This window comes from Bacillus cereus group sp. Bc010 (assembly GCF_027716745.1).
GTDB classification, from domain to species: domain Bacteria; phylum Bacillota; class Bacilli; order Bacillales; family Bacillaceae_G; genus Bacillus_A; species Bacillus_A pacificus.
On record NZ_JAQFUY010000008.1, the window covers coordinates 130,576 to 152,544 of the forward strand.

Consider the following 21,969-nt stretch of genomic DNA (forward strand, 5'->3'; position numbering starts at 1 on the left):
ACGGATACAGAAATTACATATTTAAACAACACATATTAAAATACAAAAAATCCATTTAGCTACCAAAAATAAAAAGATATATAACTAAAACTAAGAATCTTTGAATTTCTTAAGCAAATCGGTTTCATTCATTAAACAAAAAACACCATTCTCTCCTACGATTTCACAGAAAGAATAGCGTTTTTATTTTAGATTTGTTAACCTATCTTTATTTAAAACTCAACCAAGCATCCGCCCAATCCGCATGATCATTTCCATTACCGTTACCTGCATCATCAACGACTAGTTTTAATTCTTTCTTACCTGTAAGATCTAAATCAACAAATTTTGCTGGCGTATTATAGTACATTGTACCGCTATTAAATGCTTCTACTCCATCAAGTAATACTTTAAATACGACCGAACCGCCTTTACCACCAGGCTCCTGATCGATTCCTACGTATGAATGAAATCGTTTGTAAGTTGCATTTGATATGTCGTACGTAATTTCTGACTTCGAATGAGTACCGATCCCTTTTTTATACGTAATCGGTCCTGTCGTTCCGAGTAATGAAAGTGGGTTTTTGTCGGTGCTTTTATCCTTTTGAACTGTTGCCCAGCCTGCGGTTGCTTTTACCCATGAAATGTCACTAAGGTAGATGCCGCCAGAAGCAACTTGCACTTTCGTTGATGTTATCACCGCATTCTCCAATTTGACAGAAACCCCAACTTCTCTTACTCCTTTAAACTCAGATGGCGGAGTTATAACAAATGAATATGTCTCCTCTCCTCCTGCCGGTAATTGAAAGTCTGTTGCTATTGGCTGTGCATTCCAGCCTTCTGGTAATTGCAATTCAATTTTTCCAGGTGTCACTTTTTCCTTCATTTCATTTTGAACCTTTACCTTTAATGTAGTCGAACCACCTTCGCTACTAATTGGATTTGGGTCAATATTTGCCGAAATTAACTTTACTGCTGGCGTTACTTCTATTTGATTGGATTGACGAACCGTCCCGCTATCTGTGTTTACTTCCGCTTCAATGGCATACTTATTAGCAACTATATCAATAGGGACAGGTAAATCTGCCTCAATTGTTTTTGACTGTCCTGGTTCAACGCCTTCAAAAGCTACTTTAATTGGCTTCACATTCCAGCTCTCTGGAGCCTTTACAACCACTTCTCCAGATGAAGATTTCAACGTACCAAAGTTTGATAAGTTTGCCTTTACCTTAACTGTATTTCCTGCTGTTACACTGCTCGGAGATTCTAGATCGAAACTAAGCATAGACTCAATTTTATACTTTTTACCCGCTTCCGTTTTAAATGAAATCGTATCGCCATCCTTCGTAAATGGCACCGGTGTATTCGTACCGACTCTTGTCACAGTAAACGATGTATTGAACATCGGACTTTTTAACTTTACATCGTTTCCATGATCAGAAGTCACCTGAATAACTGTAGGCATACCATTTTTCCAGTTCGCATCAATCGTAAATGCACCGCGTGCTCTTAGTCCTTTATAAGAACCGTCCTTCCAAGCTTTCGGAAGTGCAGGCAATAGTTGAATGGAGTCGGTATGGCTTTGAATTAACATTTCAGCAATTCCTGATGTTGCGCCAAAATTCCCATCAATTTGAAACGGCGGATGCGTATCAAATAAGTTGCTGAGCGTACTTCCTGTCAGTTGACCTTGCAGGATTTTATACGCATGGTCACCATCTAACAAACGTGCCCATAAATTAATTTTATTCGCTTTACTCCAACCTGTCCCCTCGTCACCACGATGGTTTAAAGTAACTTTAGCAGCCTCAAGCCATTCCGGTGTACTGTGATTAATCATACTTCCTGGATATAGCGCAACTAACTGGGATATATGCCTATGTGTTTCACCAGGATCATCTATATCGTCCTTCCACTCTTGCACCTGACCATATCTACCAATTTGAATTGGCGGGAATAATTTATCCCTTTTCGCCTTTAACTCATCCCGAAATACATTATCAACCTGTAAAACTTCACTCGCTTCAATTACATTAGAGAACAATTCATATACTAACTGTTGGTCAAAGGCACATCCATTAGAAATTCCACCAAGCTCTGGAGACCAGCATGGAGAAACAACTAACTTCTTATTTTGATCTTCTACTAAAAACTTACTATGAAACTCTGCCGCTTCTTTCAGTATCGGATAAATCTTTTCTTGTAAGTATTGTTTATCATCCGTAAACTTGTAATGCTCCCAAAGGTTTTGACCAATGAAGGCATTCGCACTAGGTGCCCATCCCCAGCCTAATCCCCATCCAGGCGCAGTAAATCCAAATGGATTATTCATCGTGTTAACGGTCCACCCGCCGCCTGTAACACCGAAATGTTTTTCCGCCGAAACTCTTCCTGGTGCTCTTAATGAATCAACATAATCCATTAATGGCTCAGCTGTTTCAGACAGATTTGTCACTTCTGCAGGCCAATAATTCATTTGCAAATTAATATTAAAATGATAATCACTTTCCCACGGTGGTGTGTTCGAATTATTCCATACCCCTTGCAGATTTGCAGGCAGCGTTCCTGGTCTTGAAGAAGAAATGAGCAAGTATCTTCCATATTGGAAAAATAATTCTTCTAAATACTTACTGTTTTCTTTACTGTAAGATGCTAGTAGTTCATTTGTTGGAACGGATGGTTGCTCCCCTCCTAAATTTAAAGAAACACGATTAAATAAAGAGTAATAGTCTTTTATATGTGTATATTTTAAAACCTCATAACTCTTGTTAGAAATAGCGGACATGATTTTTTCAACTTTTTGATGTGGATCTTCCCCTTTATAAGTAGGATATTTATTTTCATAATCAGTAGCTGCAGTCATAATAATTGTTAAACTATCTGCATTTGCTACTTTAATTTTTCCATTCTCTGCTGTTAATGTCCCGCCCTCATTTAGTACTTTAAATTCCGATTCATATTTCATTCCATTATTCGCTATTTGTCCTTTTATCGTAATTTTGTTATCTTTGGACGTTACTTGCCCTCCTTGTGCACTCGTTGGTCTAACATCTAATGAAAGCTGTTTCGCTTCACTAGCAGTTAAACGCATGACCATAACGCGATCAGGATAACTTGCAAAATATTCCCTATTATATTGAACACCTTTATAGTTATAGGACACCGTAGAAATTCCCTCATTTAAGTTTAATTCCCTGCGATAATTAGAAAATGAAGACGCATCTGGCATATTAAAATCTAAGTATATGTCCCCGAAATTTTGATAGGAACCAAAGCCTTTTTGAAGTCCTGTGAGAAATTGAGTAGATTCCCTTTCTGCTCCTGATTTATCACCTTTTGATAACTTTTCTCTAATGCTACTTAAGTGACTCGCTGCCCCATCACGATTCCCGTACGTATACTCACTCGTACTGCTTGGTCCACCAGTCCAAAGCGTTTTTTCATTAAACTGAATACGTTCTTGCTGGACTCCGCCAAAGACCATTCCACCCATATAGCCATTACCGATTGGCAATGCTTGTTTTTCCCAATCTTTTGCTGGCTCGTTGTACCAAAGTGATAGTTTCTTTCCCTCTGGCTTTGGAGTTTCAATCGTAATAGGTGATGTTGCTTTTGCTTTACTAAACTCTCCAGTGCCTCCTAAAGAAAATAATAAAGTACTAAAAAGCAATCCCCCTGTTAATACGTTTCTCAGTTTCAAATTTCCATCCCCTTTTGAAAAGCGAATGTAAAATGGCCCCTTCTGCACATTGACTTCTTCTATTCTCTCTTTGAAATTCGCTGTTCTTTTATATGGAAGTATAAGAGGCAAAAAACATTTTCCTCTTATACTTCTTTTGAAATACCTTTTCACAAACGTAATAGTTATCTCGTAAATGCTGCTGTTACACCACCATCCACTGTAATCATACATCCCGTTGTTTTATCTGCCTTTGAGGAGGCAAAGAAAGCAATCGATTCAGCAATGTCTCTCGAATAGATATTAACTAATAATGTTGTACGTTTACGGTAATGTTCCTCTAATTGATCCGGTTCGATACCATATGCTGCGGCACGTTCTTCACGCCACTTTGAACCCCAAATAGCTGACCCTTGCAATACCGCATCGGGAAGAACTGAATTTACGCGAATACCATACTCACCGCCTTCAGCTGCAATACATCTCGCTAAATGCGTTTCGAGTGCTTTTACAGAACTGTATGCCGAAGCATTTTTTCCGGCATACACAGAATTTTTCGAGCCGACAAATACCATATTCCCACCAATGCCTTGCTGTTTCATTTGCTTGAACGCTTCACGTGCTACTAAAAAGTAGCCTGTTCCGAGCACGTTCATATTTAAATTCCATTCTTGAAGCGTTGTTTCATCGAATGGACTAGACGTCGCAAGTCCTGCATTATTCACGATACTATCAACGCCTCCGTAAGTAAGAGCTGCCTGCTCAAATGTCGCCTTTACTTCTTCTTCTTTTGTTACATCCATTTTCACCGCGAGCGCACGACCTTCGCCATACTTCTCGTTAATTTCAGCCGCAACTTTTTCTGCTCCTTCAAAGTTCAAATCAGCAAGTACGACATGCGCACCTTCTGAAACGAGGCGGCGTCCCGTTTCACTTCCAATTCCACCAGCGCCACCTGTAATAAACGCAACTTTGCGAGAGAATTCCGCTTCTGCGGGTGCTAACGATAATTTATATAACTCTAACGGCCAGTACTCCACATTGTAAGATTCATTTTCATTTAAAGAAACGAAACGTCCAAGTGTTGTAGCACCTTTCATTACCGAAATTGCCCTGTGATACAGCGCACCACTTACTTTTGACATCGCCACATTTTTACCGGTATTCACCATACCGATACCAGGAATTAAAATAACGCGAGGTGCAGATTCAAACATTTTGTCTCCTTCATATTTGTTACGTTCAAAGTAAGCTTTATACTCATCTTTAAAGTTTTTAACACCAGATTTAATACTCTCTATTAATCCGTCCACATTTTTTGTTTGCGGATCCCAATCAATATAAAGAGGACTGCGCTTTGTATGAACTAAATGATCAGGACAAGCTGCTCCAACTTGCGAAAGCTCTCGTGCATTGTAGCTGTTCACAAATTGAAGTACTTCATCTGTATCGTCATAGGATAATAACATTTTCTTTTCGTCGCTAACTGCCCCGCGAATAATCGGCATTACTTTTGCAAGAATGCTTCTACGCTCTTCTACTGAAAGGGCATCGTATTTTTGACCTCCAAATATAGTACTTTCATTCACTCGTTCATTCATATATTGTTCTGCCTCATTAATAACTGCAATTGTTCTTTCATAACTTTCCTTCGCCGTATCTCCCCAAACGACTAGGCCATGTTTTTCCATTAACACGAGTTCAGCATTTGGATTATTTTTCACACCTTCTGCAATCATTTTAGATAACGTAAATCCAGGTCGCACATACGGAACCCAAACGAAACGATTGCCGTAAATCTCCTCCGCAATTTGTCTTCCATTATGTGCACAGCAAAGACTAATAATGGCATCTGGATGTGTATGATCCACATGTTTAAAAGGTAAAAAAGCATGTAATAATGTTTCGATAGATGCACGTGGATGCTTACTGTCAATCATACAATGAGCTAAATACTCTACCATTTCTTCATCTGACATTTCTTCCCGCTCCATTAATAAACGAATGTCTTCCATTCTTAAACCCGTAAAATTTTGTGCTTTCATCGTTGCTAAATCTGATCCACTTCCCTTAACCCACATCACCTCTATATCACGGCCGCGGAAATCTTTTTCAAATGTCTTTACCGATGTGTTTCCGCCTCCCCAATTACATACAGCACGGTCTGTTCCAATTAAATTTGAACGATACACTAATTCGTCTACTCCTTGCGATAATTGTGATGCATTTGTTTCATTCCATAAACTGTTAACCATCTTTTTACCCCCATTGTTTTTTATTGTTCTATTATTTCGGACACGAAAATAGTGTGTATCCGTATGTTTAAGAGTTTCCTATTACTTATGATTCTTGTAAGCACTACAAATCTTACACTTTCATTCCAATGCGAAAAAATATGCTCTATAGTACCCCCCGACATATGATCAGGGGGACTTTTTACATTAATGATATAATGGACCAAAGTTTTGGCAGGCACGGTAATCTGCTGCTTCTGGATCTTTTGTACCGAACATGCCCCATGCACTCGGTCTGAATATGTTCTCCTCCTTGACGTTATGCATATTGACAGGGATTCGGAGCATGGAAGCAAGAGTAATTAAATCACCGCCAATATGACCGTAACTTATTACACAGTGGTTGGCACCCCAATTGTTCATTACTGTGTAAACATCTTGAAAGGCACCTTCTCCTGTTATATTTGGCACAAACCAAGTTGTTGGCCAAGTTGGATCGGTTCTCCCATCCAATACGTCGTGAATCTCTTCTGGTATTTCAACCGTATAGCCTTCTGCAATTTGTAAAACAGGTCCTAATCCTTTCACAAGGTTGAGACGAGCTGCTGTTACAGGCATATTTCCTTTTGTTAAGAAATCGCTTGAGAATCCACCCCCGCGGAAATATCCTGTTGAAGCTGGTCTCCAGGAAGTCGCTGCTAGACACTTTTGAGCTTCTTCCTCCGTAATTTCCCAAAATGGTTTTATAGCAGGCTTTCCATCTTTCGTTTGTTGTCCTGTCCCGTCAAGTGCAGCCGAACCGGAGTTAATCATATGAATAAATCCATTTGCCGCCAATCCTTCAGGTTTATGTCCTGTCACGCGTTCTACTGCCTCTGGGCTCCAATACGTTCTTACATCTGCAAAAACTTGAGCTGTATTTGTTAATAAATGACCAAATAGCATCGTAACTCCATTTAAACTATCATTTTCAGTCGCCATAATGTATGGCGGGCGAATTCCGTTCCAATCAAAGGAAGAATTTAAAATCGTCTCCATAAAATCTCCATTCGGGAAATGATCCGTCCATTGACGCTGGCCTTGAAAACCAGCAGAAATCGCGTTATGTCCTAGCGCTTCTTCACCATAGCCAAGTTCCTCTAGTTTCGGATTTCCAACCATGAGATCTCTTGCAATTAACGTCATTTTAACGCTAGTTTCCCAGTCTTTATTCTTTTGCTCCCTCGATCGTTGCATTTCTTCCGCATTATTATCTGGACCTTCTGGGCAATACTCTTTCACCCAATTTAAAGCCTTTTCATATTCTTCCTTATCATAAATTTCCTCATCTATCCTTCTAACAAATTCAGACATGTCAATATATTCATTTCTCATTCCTAAATAATCTTGGAAAAACTCGGGGTTAACGGTACTACCGGCGATCCCCATAGATACAGATCCCATCGAAAGATACGATTTTCCTTTTAAAGTAGCAACGACAAGACCAGACTTTGCAAATTGAAGTAATTTTTCCTGCACATCTTCAGGAATAGATGTATCACTTAAATCTTGCACATCTTTCCCGTATATGCCGAAAGCTGGAATACCCTTTTGATTATGGGCAGCTAGGACAGCTGCAAGATACACTGCCCCTGGACGTTCTGTTCCATTAAATCCCCATACTGCTTTTGGAATGTCTGAATTCATATCCATCGTTTCAGAACCATAACACCAACATGGTGTAACAGTAATAGAAACACCAACTCCCTCTACCGCAAATTTTTCAGCCGCTTTGGCCGCTTCTGCCACACCGCCAATACATGTATCAGCGATGACACATTCTACTGCCTCGCCATTGTAATGACGCAAGTTTTCAGTTATTAAGTTTGCTACCGATTTTGCAAGATTCATCGTCATATCTTCAAGAGATTCACGTACACCATTTCTTCTGCCATCAATCGTTGGTCTAATTCCGATTTTCGGTAATGTATTGTAAAATCTATTATGAACTGTTTTCATTTTAAAGCTCCCTTCTTACTACACTATTATCGATTATTTCAATAAAACGGCCGTATGCTTCCTGCCATTCTAATTGGTTTTGAGGTTGATAATGTTTAACAGGAAACGAGTTTTCAACAATCTCTCTACCTTCCTTTAAATCCTTTATTTTCCCTAGCGCAATCCATTGCGATAATGAATTTCCAATCGCACTCGCTTCAACTGGTCCCGCTACAACTGGGCGGTTAGTCGCATTTGCGGTAAATTGACAAAAAAGATCATTTTGAATACCACCGCCGCCCATATGGATGACTTCTATTGACTTACCAGTTAACACTTCCAGCTTCTCTAACACCCATCTGTACTTGAATGAAAGACTCTCCAAAATACAGCGGAGGAAACTCCCTTCCGTTTCAGGCGACTGTTGACCACTCTTTATACAGAAATCTCGGATTTGTTTTAGCATATTTTCCGGATTGAAGAAAGAAGGATCATCTGGGTCTATGAAATGTGCAAATGGCTTTGTATTTCGAATCAACGTTGCTTCTTCTTCGTAAGTAAAAAGCTTGCCTTCTTTTGCCCAAGTCCCCCTACATTCTTGAATGAGCCATAACCCCATAATATTTTTAAGTAGCCGAAACTCGCCATCTGCCGTTCCTTCATTTGTAAAGCCCCATTCCAAAGCCTGTTCATTAATGACTGGATCCTTCACTTGAACTCCCATTAAGATCCATGTACCACAACTCACAAACGCAGAATATTCTGACTTTATAGGCAGTGCGGCAAGAGCACAGGCTGTATCATGTCCTGCACCAGCAATAACTTTAACAGGCTTCATGCCAAATTCGTTATGAATGGAAGAAAGTGTCGGACCGAGAGTTGTTCCTGGCATCACAATATTTCCCATGATTTCTTTAGGTAGCTTTAACTTAGTCATAATGGCGGTATCCCAATTACGCTCATGAATGTGAAATAATGATGTCGTTGTACTAATCGTATATTCATTCGCCTTTTCGCCGGAAAATAAATAACTCAATAAGTTTGGTGTTAATAATAGAGTTTTTGCCTTTTCTATCAAATCTGGGTTATTCTTTTTTATCGTATAAAGCTGGCAAATCGTATTAATTGCTGCTGGCGTGACCCCCGTTCGAGAGAACAAAACATCCCTCGGAATGACTTCCGTGATTTCTTTTAAACTATCATTTGTATGCGGATCTCTATAAGAATAAGGATTGCTAAGCAATTCCCCTGTTGCAGAAAGAAGTCCGAAATCAACGCCCCACGTATCGATAGATAAACTTTCGATCGACTTATGACCGTTTTGAATACTTTTCCCTATTCCATTCTTCATTTCTTGGAAGATCCTTAAAATATCCCAATAATAATGACCAGTTGCGTAAATAGGGCGATTGGAGAACCGGTGAACTTCTTCAAGATAAAGGCGTTTTCCATCAAATCCACTTACCATTAAACGCCCATTAGATGCACCTAAATCAAAAGCCCAAACTTTTTCCATTCCTTCACACCCCTCGGAAACACTTCAATTACTCCGCATCTTTTAGTAGTTGTAATCTATATTTCTCAGAAGATAGATTTCTTAATTCGTGACATTCTTCCTCTGTCAAAATTCTTGGCACGCCCACAGTCGATGCAATCGTATATACTTTGGCCGCTTCTTCTAGAATTTGCATAAGAAAATATGCTTCTTTCATTGTTTTACCAACCGTAAGTACTCCGTGATTCCTCATTACGACTACATCATTTTCTTCAATCACATTTGATACAGCGTTAGCCAATACTTCTGTAGTCGGAATCATATATTCAAGATAAGATACGCTTTTGATCATTGCTGGAAAATCTGGGAATAGACTCGGAATGGTATGACCAGTACATGATACACCTACCGAATAACTTGGATGAGCATGTAAAACAGCTGTTATATCAGGACGTTTACGAAAACATTCCAGATGCATTAATATTTCAGAAGATGGTTTTAAATCATCCAATATCTCACCAGTTTCAATATTGACACATACCCACTCATGGTCTTCTATCTCTTGCAAATCAAAACCGCTAGGAGAGATATACATCATATTTCCGTCTCTCATACTTAAATTTCCACCTGCTCCTACTACAAGACCCGTTTGGACAATCTTATTTGCATATAATTTCAAATCATTTATTACACTCGGCAATGGTATGCACCTCAATTTCTCTCTTATTTGCACCGCTAGTTTCGATTTAAATTTTATTGATATAGAACTTCCTTAATCTTTGGATCATCAATGTTCTTTTTATCGTACCAATAAAAACCAGTGTCAATTGTTTTGGATACTTGTTTCCCATCTAGGTTCTCAACAGCTGCTTTAACAGTTTCATAACCAATTCCAATTGGATTTTGCGTAATCGCACCTGCCATTACTCCGCTCTTAATCGCATCAATTTGTAGTTTTCCAGAGTCAAAGCCCACTACTACTACACTCTTTTTGTTCAATTCTTTAACAGCATTTACTACCCCAATCGCAGACCCTTCATTTGTACCGAAAATACCTTTTACATTTGGGTGTGCTTGCATAATTGCCTTAGCAGCGTCAGTCGATTTTAATTGATCGCCGCTACCATACTGGATATCAACAAGTTTGATGTTTGGATACTTTGATTTGATTGTATTTACAAAACCATCTCGGCGTTCAACACCTGTTTTACTTGTCTGGTCGTGAGCAACTACTGCTACTTCTCCTTTTTCACCAATTAATCCAGCCATTTTCTCAGCTGCAAGAGCTGCCGCTGCTTTATTATCTGTTGCCGCTGTTGCTACAGGTATATCTCCCTCAACACCTGAGTCAAACGCAACAACAGGAATTTTTTTGTTTTTTGCTTGTTCTAACAAAGGAAGAGCTGCCTTAGAGTCTAATGCCGCGAAACCAATCGCATCTGGTTTTTTATCAAGTGTGCTACGGAGCATTTCAACTTGTTTATCAACTTGCGCTTCCGTTTCAGGACCTACAAATGTAATATTCACCTTATACTCATCTGCTGCTTGCTCAGCCCCTTTTTTAACTGCCTGCCAAAACTGATGTTGGAAACCTTTTGAAATAATCGCAACATAGCGCTTGCCATCATCCCTTGCAGGAGCATTACTATCCTTACTTCCCGTGCTTGCATTGTTTGAAGAACACGCTCCCATAAACATTGAGATTGCGAGAATTGACGATAAAACGATGCCCTTTTTTGCTTTCTTCATCCAAAACTCCCCCTATATATTGTTTTATTTCAAAAACAGTATCGTAGTTAATTCTTTGCTTTTTTGTTTCGTAGCACATCTGCGTAAACTGCTAATAAGATAACCGCCCCAACAACTACTGTTTGCCACTCTTGCGGTACGGAAAGGATTTGAAGACCATTTGTTAACACACTCATAATTAATGCACCGATAACAGTACCAAGAATTGTTCCTTTACCACCACTTAAAGAAGTTCCTCCGATGACGACTGCTGCAATTGCTTCTAATTCATATCCTGCACCTAAAGCTGGCTGGGCAGAATTTAGACGAGATGCCATGATAATCCCTGCAACACCAGTAAAAACACCTGCAAGCATGTAGATAATGATTTTCCACTTATCAACATTTACTCCAGAAAGCCTGGTCGCTTCTTCATTGCTTCCTAGTGCAAATGTATACCTTCCGATAATCGTTTTATTTAAAATTAAGCTTGCGAAAATAGCCATTCCAAAAAAGATGAAAACAGCATTTGGAATAGCAAAGCCAGGAATAATAGAACCCATCGCAATTTTGTTAAAGCTTGGTATAGAAGTGAAATAAATTGGAGTGGCTTTCGAAATAACAAGTGCCAATCCTTTCGCGATCATCATCATCGCTAACGTTGCAATAAATGGGGGAATCTTCAACTTTGCAATTGCAGCTCCAGAAATTAAACCTACTACGGCACCTATTAAAATACCTCCGAGTACAGCTACCCAAACTGGTAAACCTAAGTTGACAGCAAATACACCTGTCATTACAGAAGACAAGGTTAGTACGGTTCCACAGGATAAATCAATTCCACTTGTAACGATAATCATCGTTGCCCCTAAAGCAAGGATGCCTGTAACAGCTGTTGATAAAAAGATGCCTATAATGTTATCAAATTGCAGAAAATTAGCTGAAGCAATTGAAAAAATGACAACAAGTACAATTAAGCTTGCAAATGCTAGAAGCTGCTGAAGAGCATTTGAATTCATCCCTTTCCTCATCTTCCCTTCAACTGGAAGTTCGACTACCTTTTGTATTTCCATTCTTGTTCACTCCTTTATCATCCGTTAATATCCATTACATAATGCGTTTTGTTGCAAGAGTCATAATCGCTTCTTGCGATGCTTTTTCATCATTTTTCAATTCTCCTGTTATTTTGCCTTCACGCATAACAATTACGCGGTGGCTGATTCTTAAAATTTCAGGAAGTTCTGAGGAAATCATAATAATAGATTTTCCTTGCTGTGCTAAATCGTGTAGTAACTTATAAATTTCGTCTTTTGCCCCAATATCAATACCACGAGTAGGCTCATCAAAGATTAAAATGTCTGAATCTCTAGTCAACCACTTGCCTATAACAACTTTTTGCTGATTCCCTCCTGAAAGATTTTTCACTAATTGATTACCTGATGGTGTTTTTATTTTTAACCTCTTAATTAATTCCTCAGATTGTTGATCCACTTTAGATACATGCATCCAGCCAAAAGGTTTCACATAATCTTTCATCGATGCCATTGCAATATTTGTTTTGACATCCATCCCAACTAGAAGTCCAAACTGCTTTCGATCCTCAGATAAATATCCAATTCCATGTTGCACTGCATCATAAGGATTTTTAATATTCTGTCTTTTTCCTTTAATAAAAATCTCCCCTGAATCAAGTGGATCTGCCCCAAATATAGCACGGGCTACTTCTGTTCTTCCAGCTCCCATCAATCCAGCAAAGCCAACGATTTCCCCTTTATACAGTTCAAAGCTTACATCCTTTATCGTGTTCCCTCTCTTTAAATTTTTTACTTCAAACACTTTTTCTCTCGTTCTCTCTTTCATTTCTGGTTTTTGATTGTTATCAATTTTCCTTCCAACCATCATCGAGATAATTTGTTCAATCGTTGCATCCTTCGTGTTCATCGTTCCTACGTATGTACCATCTCGCATAATCGATACACGGTCCGTAATTTTCTTAAGCTCCTCCATGCGGTGAGAGATATATACAATTCCCACACCATCTTGTCGTAATTTTCGAATCATAACAAACAATGCATCAATTTCCGTATCCGTTAAAGCTGCGGTTGGCTCATCCATAATTAATATTTTCGAATCAAAGGAAAGGGCTTTGGAAATCTCAACCATTTGTTGTTTCGCAACTGTCAAATCACCTACCAATTCTTTAGGATCTAGATGAATGTTTAACCTTTCAAATAGTTTTTTTGCTCTGTTATTTAGTTCTTTTTCATCCAAAAAAAGATTAAATAGCCCTTTAGGTTCTCTTCCAATAAAAATATTTTGGGCAACCGTTAAATGCGGAGCTAAATTAAGTTCCTGATGGATTATACTGATTCCAAGTCTTTGTGCTGCTTTTGTATCGGGAACCTCGATTTCTCTTCCTTCGTATGCAATCGTTCCAGTATCCCTTTGATAAATCCCTGTTAAAATTTTCATTAATGTAGATTTTCCGGCTCCATTCTCTCCCAAAAGTGCGTGAACTTCGCCTTTTTTCAATTCAAACCGCACATTAGAAAGCGCTTGCACACCAGGGAACGCTTTACTAATTCCATCCATTTTCAGTAGCAATTCACTCATCCTATCACCTACTACCTTATCAATTTTTTATTCAAATAATATATTAGTTTCATCATGCGTTAATCCGTAACCACACCCTTTTTTAAAATGATATTGCCATAAAGAGCACTCTCACTCGTTGCAACAATCGCATACGCCTTCTTTGCCCTCTCATAAAACGCAAAGCGGTCAATCATCTCAAACCCATCAAAATGAGTATCATATTTTTTAATTGTCGCATCATACGTTTCCCAAATGGAGGGGGATACATGATCCCCCTTTACAACCTTCATTAACGAAACAGAATGATTACTATACGTATCGAGTGGAAAGAATTGCAAAATTGCCTGTAATACTTCAACAACCCCATGACCTTCACATCGAATTAGCTGCGTCCCGCAAGAGGCAGCGGGGAAATTGCCATCCGCTAAAACAATCTCATCCCCATGCCCCATTTCTAAAAGAACTTTCATTAAATCTGGACTCATTATTTTCGGTATTCCTTTTAGCATTTCTATCTCCCTTCCGATTTTTAACTTAACGAAAATACGTTTCAACTACTTATACTTTGTGCATCTATTAATAACTTTGGTGTAAATATTTCATGAAAGGGACCTTCTTCATGATTTAAACGTTTCAATAATATATCACCTACCCTTTCTCCCATTTCATATGGTTTGTGAGCGACTGATATAATCCCAGGCGCTCGTAATAATTGTGCTGCTTCCACATCACCAAAAGAAGCAATCACGATGTCCTCTGGTACAGAGTAACCCCTCCTCGTTAATTCAAGAAGAACACCAAATGCCATTTCATTGTTCAAAGATAGAATCGCTGACGGTTTCTCAGTGAAATTCAGAAAATAATCAACTGCTTTCATACCACCTTCTCTTGTGAAAGTGCTATTAAACGTATAGTTTTCATCTTCTTGAATCCCAAACTCTTCTAAAGCTTTCTGAAATCCTTCATAGCGCTCTTTACCTGTACTAACGTTTAACAATCCATTTACAAGACCGATCGATCTATGCCCCTGTTGTAAGAGATAGCTCGTTAATCTATAAGCACTTTCAAAATTACTTTCTACAACCGAATCTAATTTTGAATCTCCAATCTCAACAGTCCGATCAACTAAAACTATTGGTACACCAGCTTGATGAATACTTCTTACTCTTTCTTCACAACCTCCAGCAGTAGCCAATACAATCGCATCTACCCGTTGTTCCACCAGTAGCTGCAACAATTTATCCTCTTTCTTAGGATTTTCGTGACTACTACAAAAAATAAGGTTATAGCCCTTTTGCTGTACAATATCTTCAATCGCCTTTGAAATTGTCATGTAATACTGGTTTGTTATATCTGGAATCACAACACCAATCGTGTATGTTTTATCTTGCTTTAAACTTCTAGCAATCGCATTTGGTTGATAATTCAATTTTTTCACAGCTAAATGAACACGATCTTTAATGTCGTCACTTACAAATCCGCTATCGTTTAACACCCGAGATACTGTAGCTGTAGACACATTCGCTTCCATTGCAACATCTTTAATTGTAGACTTAGCCATTTCATCACTCTTTCTAAATTTTCAAGAAATCGTTTACTTCAGTTTCGTTTCAACCCTTAATTCATCCATGTAAACGATTACTTAGTAGTTTACATGGATAATAATAATTTAATTTTCAGAACATTTCAATACTTTTTATAAACATTTTTTTCACAAAAATACACCTATTCATCAGATAACCTGAAAAACGTGAATGGACTCGTTTTTTTCGTGATTAGATAAGCGTTTATTACATATTCCGCTAACGCAATATTGTTCTATTTTGAAGTTTCATAGCACATAAAAAAAGAGCCTACTCGAGTGAGTTGACTCTTTCCTTTATTTACTCCCCTATTTCAGAAAATCGCTTTATACGTTCACCAATTTCATCACGAACACGTTGAAATTCGGACCACTCTTTTCCTGCTGGATCATCAAATCCCCAGTGAACACGCTTCACATGCGGAGGTGTCGAAGGACAAACAGAATCCGCATGACTACAAAGCGTAACGATTAAATCAGCACGATTTAAAATATTTGCATCAATTATATCTGATGTTTGATTTGTTATGTCGATATTTACTTCGTTCATTGCTGTAATTGCGTTTGGATTCACTCCATGCGCTTCGATTCCCGCAGAATACACATTCCACTTATCCCCTAAATATTGTTTCCCCCATGCTTCTGCCATTTGGCTTCTGCATGAATTTCCTGTACATAAGAAATAGATTGTCTTTTTATTTTCCATGTTGTTTTCCGCCTTTGTTTTTAAATTATACTGGTTGGTCATTAAAATATTTACGCTTAAACCAAAAAGCGACGTTTACAAGTGCAATCATGACAGGTACTTCAACTAAAGGACCGATAACAGCTGCAAATGCTGCGCCTGAATGAATACCAAACACACCAACTGCTACAGCAATCGCTAACTCGAAATTATTGCTACCTGCTGTAAATGCTAATGTTGTAGTCACCGGATAGTTTGCACCAATCTTTCTTCCCATAAAGAAAGAAACAAAAAACATTACAATAAAATAGATTAATAACGGAATCGCTATCCTTACCACATCTAGTGGCACGCTAACAATCATCTCTCCTTTTAAAGAGAACATAACGATGATCGTAAATAGTAATGCAATCAATGTAAGTGGACTAATCTTAGGTATAAACACCTTTTCATACCACTGTCTTCCTTTTAACTTAACTAGTACAAAGCGCGTCAACATACCTGCTATAAAAGGAATTCCCAAATAGATAAACACTGATTTTGCTACTTCTATCATTGTAATATCGACAATAGCACCTTCAATTCCTAACCATTCTGGAATTACGGTTACAAACACGTATGCATAAACCGAGAAAAATAACATTTGGAATACCGAATTAAAAGCAACTAAACCTGCCGCATATTCTTTATCACCATCAGCTAGATCATTCCAAACAATTACCATTGCAATGCAACGTGCTAACCCAATCATAATGAGACCAACCATGTATTCTGGTTTATCAGGAAGAAAAATAATTGCTAACACAAACATAAGTACCGGACCAATAATCCAGTTTTGTACTAATGATAAAACTAACACTTTTACATCTTTAAATACTCGGCCCATTTCTTCATAGCGAACTTTCGCTAATGGTGGATACATCATTACAATTAAACCAACAGCAAGCGGAATAGACGTCGTTCCAACTTGTAATGTATTCAGTCCGTCTACTACACTAGGGAACACAAACCCTAAACCAATCCCAACCGCCATCGCTAGAAAAATCCATAGTGTTAAATAGCGGTCTAGAAAAGATAAACGTTTCATTTTATTTTCCATCTCCTATTAACAACAAGAATTTTTAGCTACCTCATTTGAAGTCGTGCAACAAGATGACTCTTCAATTTTGTGAACATCACTATCTGCTTTCGTATAAAAGAATTCCCACTCATTCCCATCAGGGTCTGTTACCCAAAACTTATCTTGTACTGCATAGCAACAAGTCGTATCCATCTCATCACGCGCAAAGAAACCTTCTTTTTCTAATCTTTCTTTATGTAATGTGATTTCTTCAGCTGTATCCACTTGAAAACCAAAATGATTTACCTGGTTTCCATTCACCTCATCTCGTACGTTCAGCGTGAAATTAAGCCCTGGCGTCTCTAATAAAAATTTTGCATAATCCGTTTTCACCTTAACTGGTGAAACACCAAATACCTTTTCATAAAATTCAATAGACTTCTCTAAATTCGTAACGTTTATACCAACGTGAACATATCTCATACCTTATTCCTCCTCTTTATATATCATTAATCAATTTTTTTTGATTAATAAATTAAAATTTTAACAGCAGCTACCTTTGCCTGTTTTTCTAAAGATACAGCACAATTCTTCTGATAATAAATTATTCACTTCCGTATCATTTAAATCATAATAACTCCACGTACCTTTTGTTTCTTTTACAATTAAACCTGCATCTAATAAAATCTTTAAATGATAGGACAACTTAGATTGTGTCATTTCAAAAATCTCTGTTAAATCACATACACACGTCTGGCCTCGCTGACAAAGTTCATACATGATTTCTAGACGTTTCTGATCCGCCAACGCTTTAAACTTTTTCTCATAGAGCTGAAAATCTTGTACCACTGTAGTTCACTTCCTTTCATCAAGTTTTTTTGATGTTTATAGTATATACTCTGATTCGTTCTTTATGCAACTAGTTAATCAAGTTTTTTTGATTAATCAAAAAAACTTCCTCGCATCATAACTTTGCTACAACTAAAAAAGACCATCGCCTTTTCAAAAATGAAAAACTACGGTTCTTTTTACAACTTAATAGTTACAACATTTCCGAGAAATGGAGTCTCTATAACTATTTTTAATTTTAATTTGATCATTATAGAGTAGTGCCCCGTCACCCTCAATCTAAGAAAAACAAATACCCCAAAATGAGAAAAATCGATATAACTCTTGTTTTTGGTGCATATTCATAAAAAGCACGTTACCCTTTCTCATTAACATAAGAGAATAGTAACGTGCTTTTTATTTCAAAAATAGTCTAAATCCTTAAGTTGATGGTTGTGGGGCGGGACCCTAATAAGAACGGTATCTAAGGTTGTATGAGTGGTGTTAGTTCCATTCCAAAGGCCTCTGCCGACGATTAACTCAAGTACCGGTTTCGGATAACCCCCATGTGATGAAGCTCGTGTCCTGCAATGCCGTACGCGAGGGCGCGCGCCGTAATGCTTAGGTTGTTGGCTGTGCCCTTGCGGATCCACGCCTCCGCTGGTAGCCCGCACAGCAATGTAATCGTTGATTGCCGTACGGCCCGGTAATCTTCGGCTAATTGCGCGGTTGTCCAGCTTCCGAAAGGAGGTATGAATAATTCCTGATCGAAACCGGTCAAAGGCGTCTGGTCCCCTCTTGCGAACCGGAGCAGGCGGTAGGTCATAACGCGTTCCGCGTCTGTAATGTGGCCCACGACTTCTTTCAGTGTCCATTTTCCTTCCGCATACCGATATGCGGCCTGGCTTTCGGTCAACGATGCCAGGAGCTCGGTCATTTGCTTTTCTTGGGCGAGCAAAATGTCAATGATATTACCGTCTGGCACCAAACGGATATATTCGCCGGAGCTCCCAGCGTATTCTTCTTCTGACGGTCTTTGATTCATGCGTAGTCACCTCTTTATGTATATATAGAAAATTATAGCACTCGTCTATGTCTAATCAATTCGCGAAATGATAAAACTTCCCTTCTAATAATTGAGGATAAGCAACTATTTAGTCGGTCGCCACACTATCCTGATTCGTTAGCACAATAAGCAACGCTAAACAATAATGCATAAAAATTAGAAGTTATACAATATTTCAAAGTTATTAATATATATTAGATTATTCCAAAACATACATAAATACATTTTGTCGAAACTATTAAAAAGGGAGAATTTCTCTAGTTGGAGAATTAATAATTGTGTTACCAATATGTAAAAATCTCAATTTAAAACTAAAGGAGAACAAAATGGGACAAATAATTGTATCGATGTACCTCTCACTAGATGGTGTCATGGAGGAACCAGCTTGGACTGCTCCATATTTCAATGAAGAAGTGGCAAAGTTTCAATCCAATTTACTGTTTGAAAGTGAAGCGCTTCTACTAGGGCGAGTAACCTATCAAGGTTTTGCAGCTGCCTGGCCTTCTATGACTGATGAAGAAGGTTTTGCTGATAAGATGAACAGCATGCCTAAATTTGTTGCCTCAACAACTTTAGAAGAAACCGAATGGAATGCAAATCTTATCAAGGGTAATATTGTAGAAGAAATATCGAAACTGAAGGAACAGCCCGGTCAGAACCTTTTAATTTATGGTAGTGGTGAGCTTATACAAACATTGATGCAACACGACCTCATTGATGAATATCATTTTATGGTCAATCCCGTTATCGTAGGAAGCGGAAAGCGTCTCTTTAAAGACCAGAGCAATACGAAAGCATTAAAACTTATAGAAACAAGAACGACCAGTTCAGGTGTCGTTATTCTTTCCTATCAGCTGGAGAAAAAAGAATAATTATTGATAAATTATATAAACAAAAAACTCATCAGAATAAATCCTGCTGAGTTTTTTTATAAGATAATACATATATTAATTTATAAAAATCACACGGGTTAGTACTTTATCAGTCATACCTACATAGGCATCGGATATTCCATATGTTTGTCCTGTTTGGAGAGAGCTCATTAATACCTCCATATCTAGCTGTATATACTCTGTAGCTTTCTTTATTCTTTCATCCTGAAAATAATCAGGTTTGCAATTTTTACAGCCCATACAAAGACAAGGATCCAGAGAGTAATGATAATAATGCCTGTTATCCAATTCTTTGGTTTGCTTGTTATCTGTCTTTCCTCTACCTTTCTTTTACAATCCTCCAACACTTCTTTAGGAATCAGTTTTAATGCCAAGTATACACCTAATGGTACAAGAATCAAATCATCAAGATACCCCAAGATTGGAATGAAGTCTGGGATTAAATCTATAGGACTAAAAGCATACGCAACAACAAGCATTGTAAATAATTTAGCATACCAAGGGACTCTTTCATCTCGATATGCCAAATAAAGTACAAGAAGTTGTTTTTTTTTAGTTTCTAGCCCATTTTTTCATTTTTTGTATGATAGATATTTTTTCTTCTGTTTCTATCGGTTTATTTTGATTCAAATTATTCCTCTCCCATTTTATTACTACGTACATCTTCTCAGAATTGTTCTTATTAACTGTATAATAATTACATAGCTACTATTGAGTCTAATACTTTATTTTAATAAAAACTATTTATAATATAAAACCTAATGATCAGTCTACATTTTATTAATCAATAAATTAGAAAGATAAGAGATAAGAAACACGTTTAAATCAACTAGGTTTAATCTAATCCAGTTTTTAAATGGGAACAAGCATGTGAGGGAGGGATCCCCAGATTTTCGTTCTGGGGTATTCTTTAATTTTAACCTGATAAACATAGGATATGTGTTGTTTTAAAGAAAATAGAAAAAGCGTATTTTGACTAGATAATCAAAATACACTTTTTTCTTTCTTTATTTATTTTGTAAAAGGTGTATAGGTTTAGCCGATAATGATTGTTTTGCTGCTATCCATACAACAATTATTGTTGTTATAACAGATAAAAGTATGCCTAAAATGGACCAAGTCATATCTATTTTCATCGGCATTTGGAATAAGAAGCGTAAAGTGATACCTGAAAAGGCTAGGGCAATTCCAGCGCCAACTAATCCAGCTGATAGGGAGATAATCGTGTTTTCTAATAAGATAGACTTCATCAAATTACTAGAAGACATACCAACTGTTTTCATAATAGCAACATCTCGTGTCTGTTGCATTAAGCGAATGACAACTTGATTTCCAATTGTAAGAACAGCTGTTAAAAATGCGAACAACGCTACAATTGAGAAGAAAGCACTTTGCATTTGAATAATATACTGAAGACTATCGATTGCTGTAGCAGCAATTGAATATGCCATTGCTGAACCAGGAAGTTTTTCATTTAATTCTGTTAATATAGTATTTGTTTTTTTAGGATCACTATCTAAGGAATAAGTAATTCGGCTTGGTTTCCCATATGTAGCTAATGTTTCAGTTGGAATACGGATGCCAACGGTTTTAACTACACCAGATTTAAAGAAACCTATAATTTCGCAGTTTACTAATTCATTTCCAATTTGAATGTCAACTGTATCACCGACTTTTACACCTAATTTCTTATAGCTGTCCAAAAGAATTGCTTTTTTCCCCTTTGCATCCGATAGAGCTAAATCACGCCCTTCAGATATCATATAGGATCTAGAGTTAAGAGAGGTATCTACCCCTTCTATTGAAATTTTAGTTGAGCTAAAAAATTTATCATCTTTTATATTTTTCATGAATATAGATGCTGCGTCCACTCCGTTAATATTTTGGAGTCTTCCATCTAATTGATAACCTTTTTTCGATCCTTTTATGTCCTTAATAGATTGTAGCTGCTTTTCAACGTTCCCTTCGTCATGAATGGAACTTGTAATAAGGATATTTCCCATTGCCTCTCTTTCCAATTGACCTTGAACTGACTCAATTAAATTGTCTGCAAATACATGACTAGAGACAACAGAAACAACACCAATAGTTATACCGATAGGTAAGCCAATTCTTCAGCATTACCTGTTAAGAGTGGCTTTTCCCCCGGTCCACACCGTACGTGAGAC

Annotated in this window: 17 protein-coding genes and 2 pseudogenes; 1 reads left to right on the top strand and 18 read right to left on the bottom strand. The window is 37.7% G+C overall.

From position 1 onward, the window contains the following. Positions 1–208: 208 nt before the first annotated feature. The 15 genes from PDQ68_RS12365 to PDQ68_RS12435 all read right to left on the bottom strand — a co-directional run bounded on the left by PDQ68_RS12365 (position 209) and on the right by PDQ68_RS12435 (position 18,887). Complete coding sequence (locus PDQ68_RS12365; protein ID WP_061182919.1) at positions 209–3,679, bottom strand: glycosyl hydrolase family 95 catalytic domain-containing protein; 3,471 nt, start codon at positions 3,677–3,679, stop codon at positions 209–211. A 164-nt stretch (positions 3,680–3,843) separates the two neighbouring features. Next, the gene (locus tag PDQ68_RS12370; protein ID WP_061182912.1) at positions 3,844–5,913 is read right to left on the bottom strand and encodes a bifunctional aldolase/short-chain dehydrogenase; all 2,070 of its coding nucleotides are present in this window, start codon (positions 5,911–5,913) and stop codon (positions 3,844–3,846) included. A 186-nt stretch (positions 5,914–6,099) separates the two neighbouring features. Next, positions 6,100–7,890, bottom strand: a complete 1,791-nt coding sequence (locus tag PDQ68_RS12375; protein WP_061182913.1) for an L-fucose isomerase — start codon at positions 7,888–7,890, stop codon at positions 6,100–6,102. A gap of 1 nt (position 7,891) precedes the next feature. Beyond that, the gene (locus tag PDQ68_RS12380) at positions 7,892–9,385 is read right to left on the bottom strand and encodes a rhamnulokinase (RefSeq protein ID WP_270786762.1); all 1,494 of its coding nucleotides are present in this window, start codon (positions 9,383–9,385) and stop codon (positions 7,892–7,894) included. Positions 9,386–9,413: 28 nt separating this feature from the next. Then, on the bottom strand, positions 9,414–10,064 hold the full coding sequence (locus PDQ68_RS12385; RefSeq protein WP_061182915.1) for a class II aldolase/adducin family protein: 651 nt from the start codon (positions 10,062–10,064) through the stop codon (positions 9,414–9,416). A gap of 53 nt (positions 10,065–10,117) precedes the next feature. Then, positions 10,118–11,113 carry an ABC transporter substrate-binding protein gene (locus tag PDQ68_RS12390; protein ID WP_016717935.1) on the bottom strand — a complete coding sequence of 332 codons (996 nt, stop codon included), beginning with the start codon at positions 11,111–11,113 and terminating at the stop codon, positions 10,118–10,120. A 47-nt stretch (positions 11,114–11,160) separates the two neighbouring features. Next, a complete protein-coding gene (locus PDQ68_RS12395) occupies positions 11,161–12,165 on the bottom strand; it encodes an ABC transporter permease (RefSeq protein WP_080444099.1) in 1,005 nt (334 codons plus the stop codon). A 34-nt stretch (positions 12,166–12,199) separates the two neighbouring features. Beyond that, positions 12,200–13,705 (bottom strand): sugar ABC transporter ATP-binding protein, encoded by a 1,506-nt coding sequence (locus tag PDQ68_RS12400; RefSeq protein WP_270786765.1) that lies wholly within the window; start codon positions 13,703–13,705, stop codon positions 12,200–12,202. A gap of 59 nt (positions 13,706–13,764) precedes the next feature. Next, entirely contained in the window at positions 13,765–14,196 is a 432-nt protein-coding gene (fucU, locus tag PDQ68_RS12405; RefSeq protein ID WP_016717938.1) for an L-fucose mutarotase, read from the bottom strand. 41 nt (positions 14,197–14,237) lie between these two features. Then, on the bottom strand, positions 14,238–15,248 hold the full coding sequence (locus PDQ68_RS12410; RefSeq protein WP_016717939.1) for a LacI family DNA-binding transcriptional regulator: 1,011 nt from the start codon (positions 15,246–15,248) through the stop codon (positions 14,238–14,240). A gap of 322 nt (positions 15,249–15,570) precedes the next feature. Beyond that, entirely contained in the window at positions 15,571–15,975 is a 405-nt protein-coding gene (gene arsC / locus PDQ68_RS12415; protein ID WP_029141144.1) for an arsenate reductase (thioredoxin), read from the bottom strand. A 25-nt stretch (positions 15,976–16,000) separates the two neighbouring features. Next, positions 16,001–17,041, bottom strand: coding sequence for an ACR3 family arsenite efflux transporter (gene arsB, locus PDQ68_RS12420; protein ID WP_016717941.1), 1,041 nt, complete (start codon positions 17,039–17,041; stop codon positions 16,001–16,003). A gap of 18 nt (positions 17,042–17,059) precedes the next feature. Continuing rightward, positions 17,060–17,497 carry an ArsI/CadI family heavy metal resistance metalloenzyme gene (locus PDQ68_RS12425; RefSeq protein WP_001271021.1) on the bottom strand — a complete coding sequence of 146 codons (438 nt, stop codon included), beginning with the start codon at positions 17,495–17,497 and terminating at the stop codon, positions 17,060–17,062. A 60-nt stretch (positions 17,498–17,557) separates the two neighbouring features. Then, positions 17,558–17,863: an arsenical resistance operon transcriptional regulator ArsR gene (arsR, locus tag PDQ68_RS12430; protein ID WP_001982246.1), complete on the bottom strand. Its 306-nt coding sequence runs from the start codon at positions 17,861–17,863 to the stop codon at positions 17,558–17,560. A 514-nt stretch (positions 17,864–18,377) separates the two neighbouring features. Then, positions 18,378–18,887, bottom strand: coding sequence for a DinB family protein (locus PDQ68_RS12435; RefSeq protein ID WP_016717942.1), 510 nt, complete (start codon positions 18,885–18,887; stop codon positions 18,378–18,380). 347 nt (positions 18,888–19,234) lie between these two features. Here PDQ68_RS12435 and PDQ68_RS12440 point away from each other — a divergent pair, with 347 nt between their 5' ends. After that, positions 19,235–19,780, top strand: a complete 546-nt coding sequence (locus PDQ68_RS12440) for a dihydrofolate reductase family protein (protein ID WP_016717943.1) — start codon at positions 19,235–19,237, stop codon at positions 19,778–19,780. A gap of 87 nt (positions 19,781–19,867) precedes the next feature. Here PDQ68_RS12440 and PDQ68_RS12445 read toward each other — a convergent pair. The 3 genes and pseudogenes from PDQ68_RS12445 to PDQ68_RS12455 all read right to left on the bottom strand — a co-directional run. Further along, positions 19,868–20,032, bottom strand: a pseudogene (locus PDQ68_RS12445) (IS4 family transposase); the annotation flags it as partial. Continuing rightward, positions 19,993–20,328, bottom strand: coding sequence for a YkvA family protein (locus tag PDQ68_RS12450; protein ID WP_048555286.1), 336 nt, complete (start codon positions 20,326–20,328; stop codon positions 19,993–19,995). The pseudogene PDQ68_RS12445 and the gene PDQ68_RS12450, both read right to left, overlap by 40 nt. A gap of 480 nt (positions 20,329–20,808) precedes the next feature. Further along, positions 20,809–21,906 (bottom strand): annotated as a pseudogene (locus PDQ68_RS12455) (FtsX-like permease family protein); the annotation flags it as partial. Between the last annotated feature and the right edge of the window lie 63 nt (positions 21,907–21,969).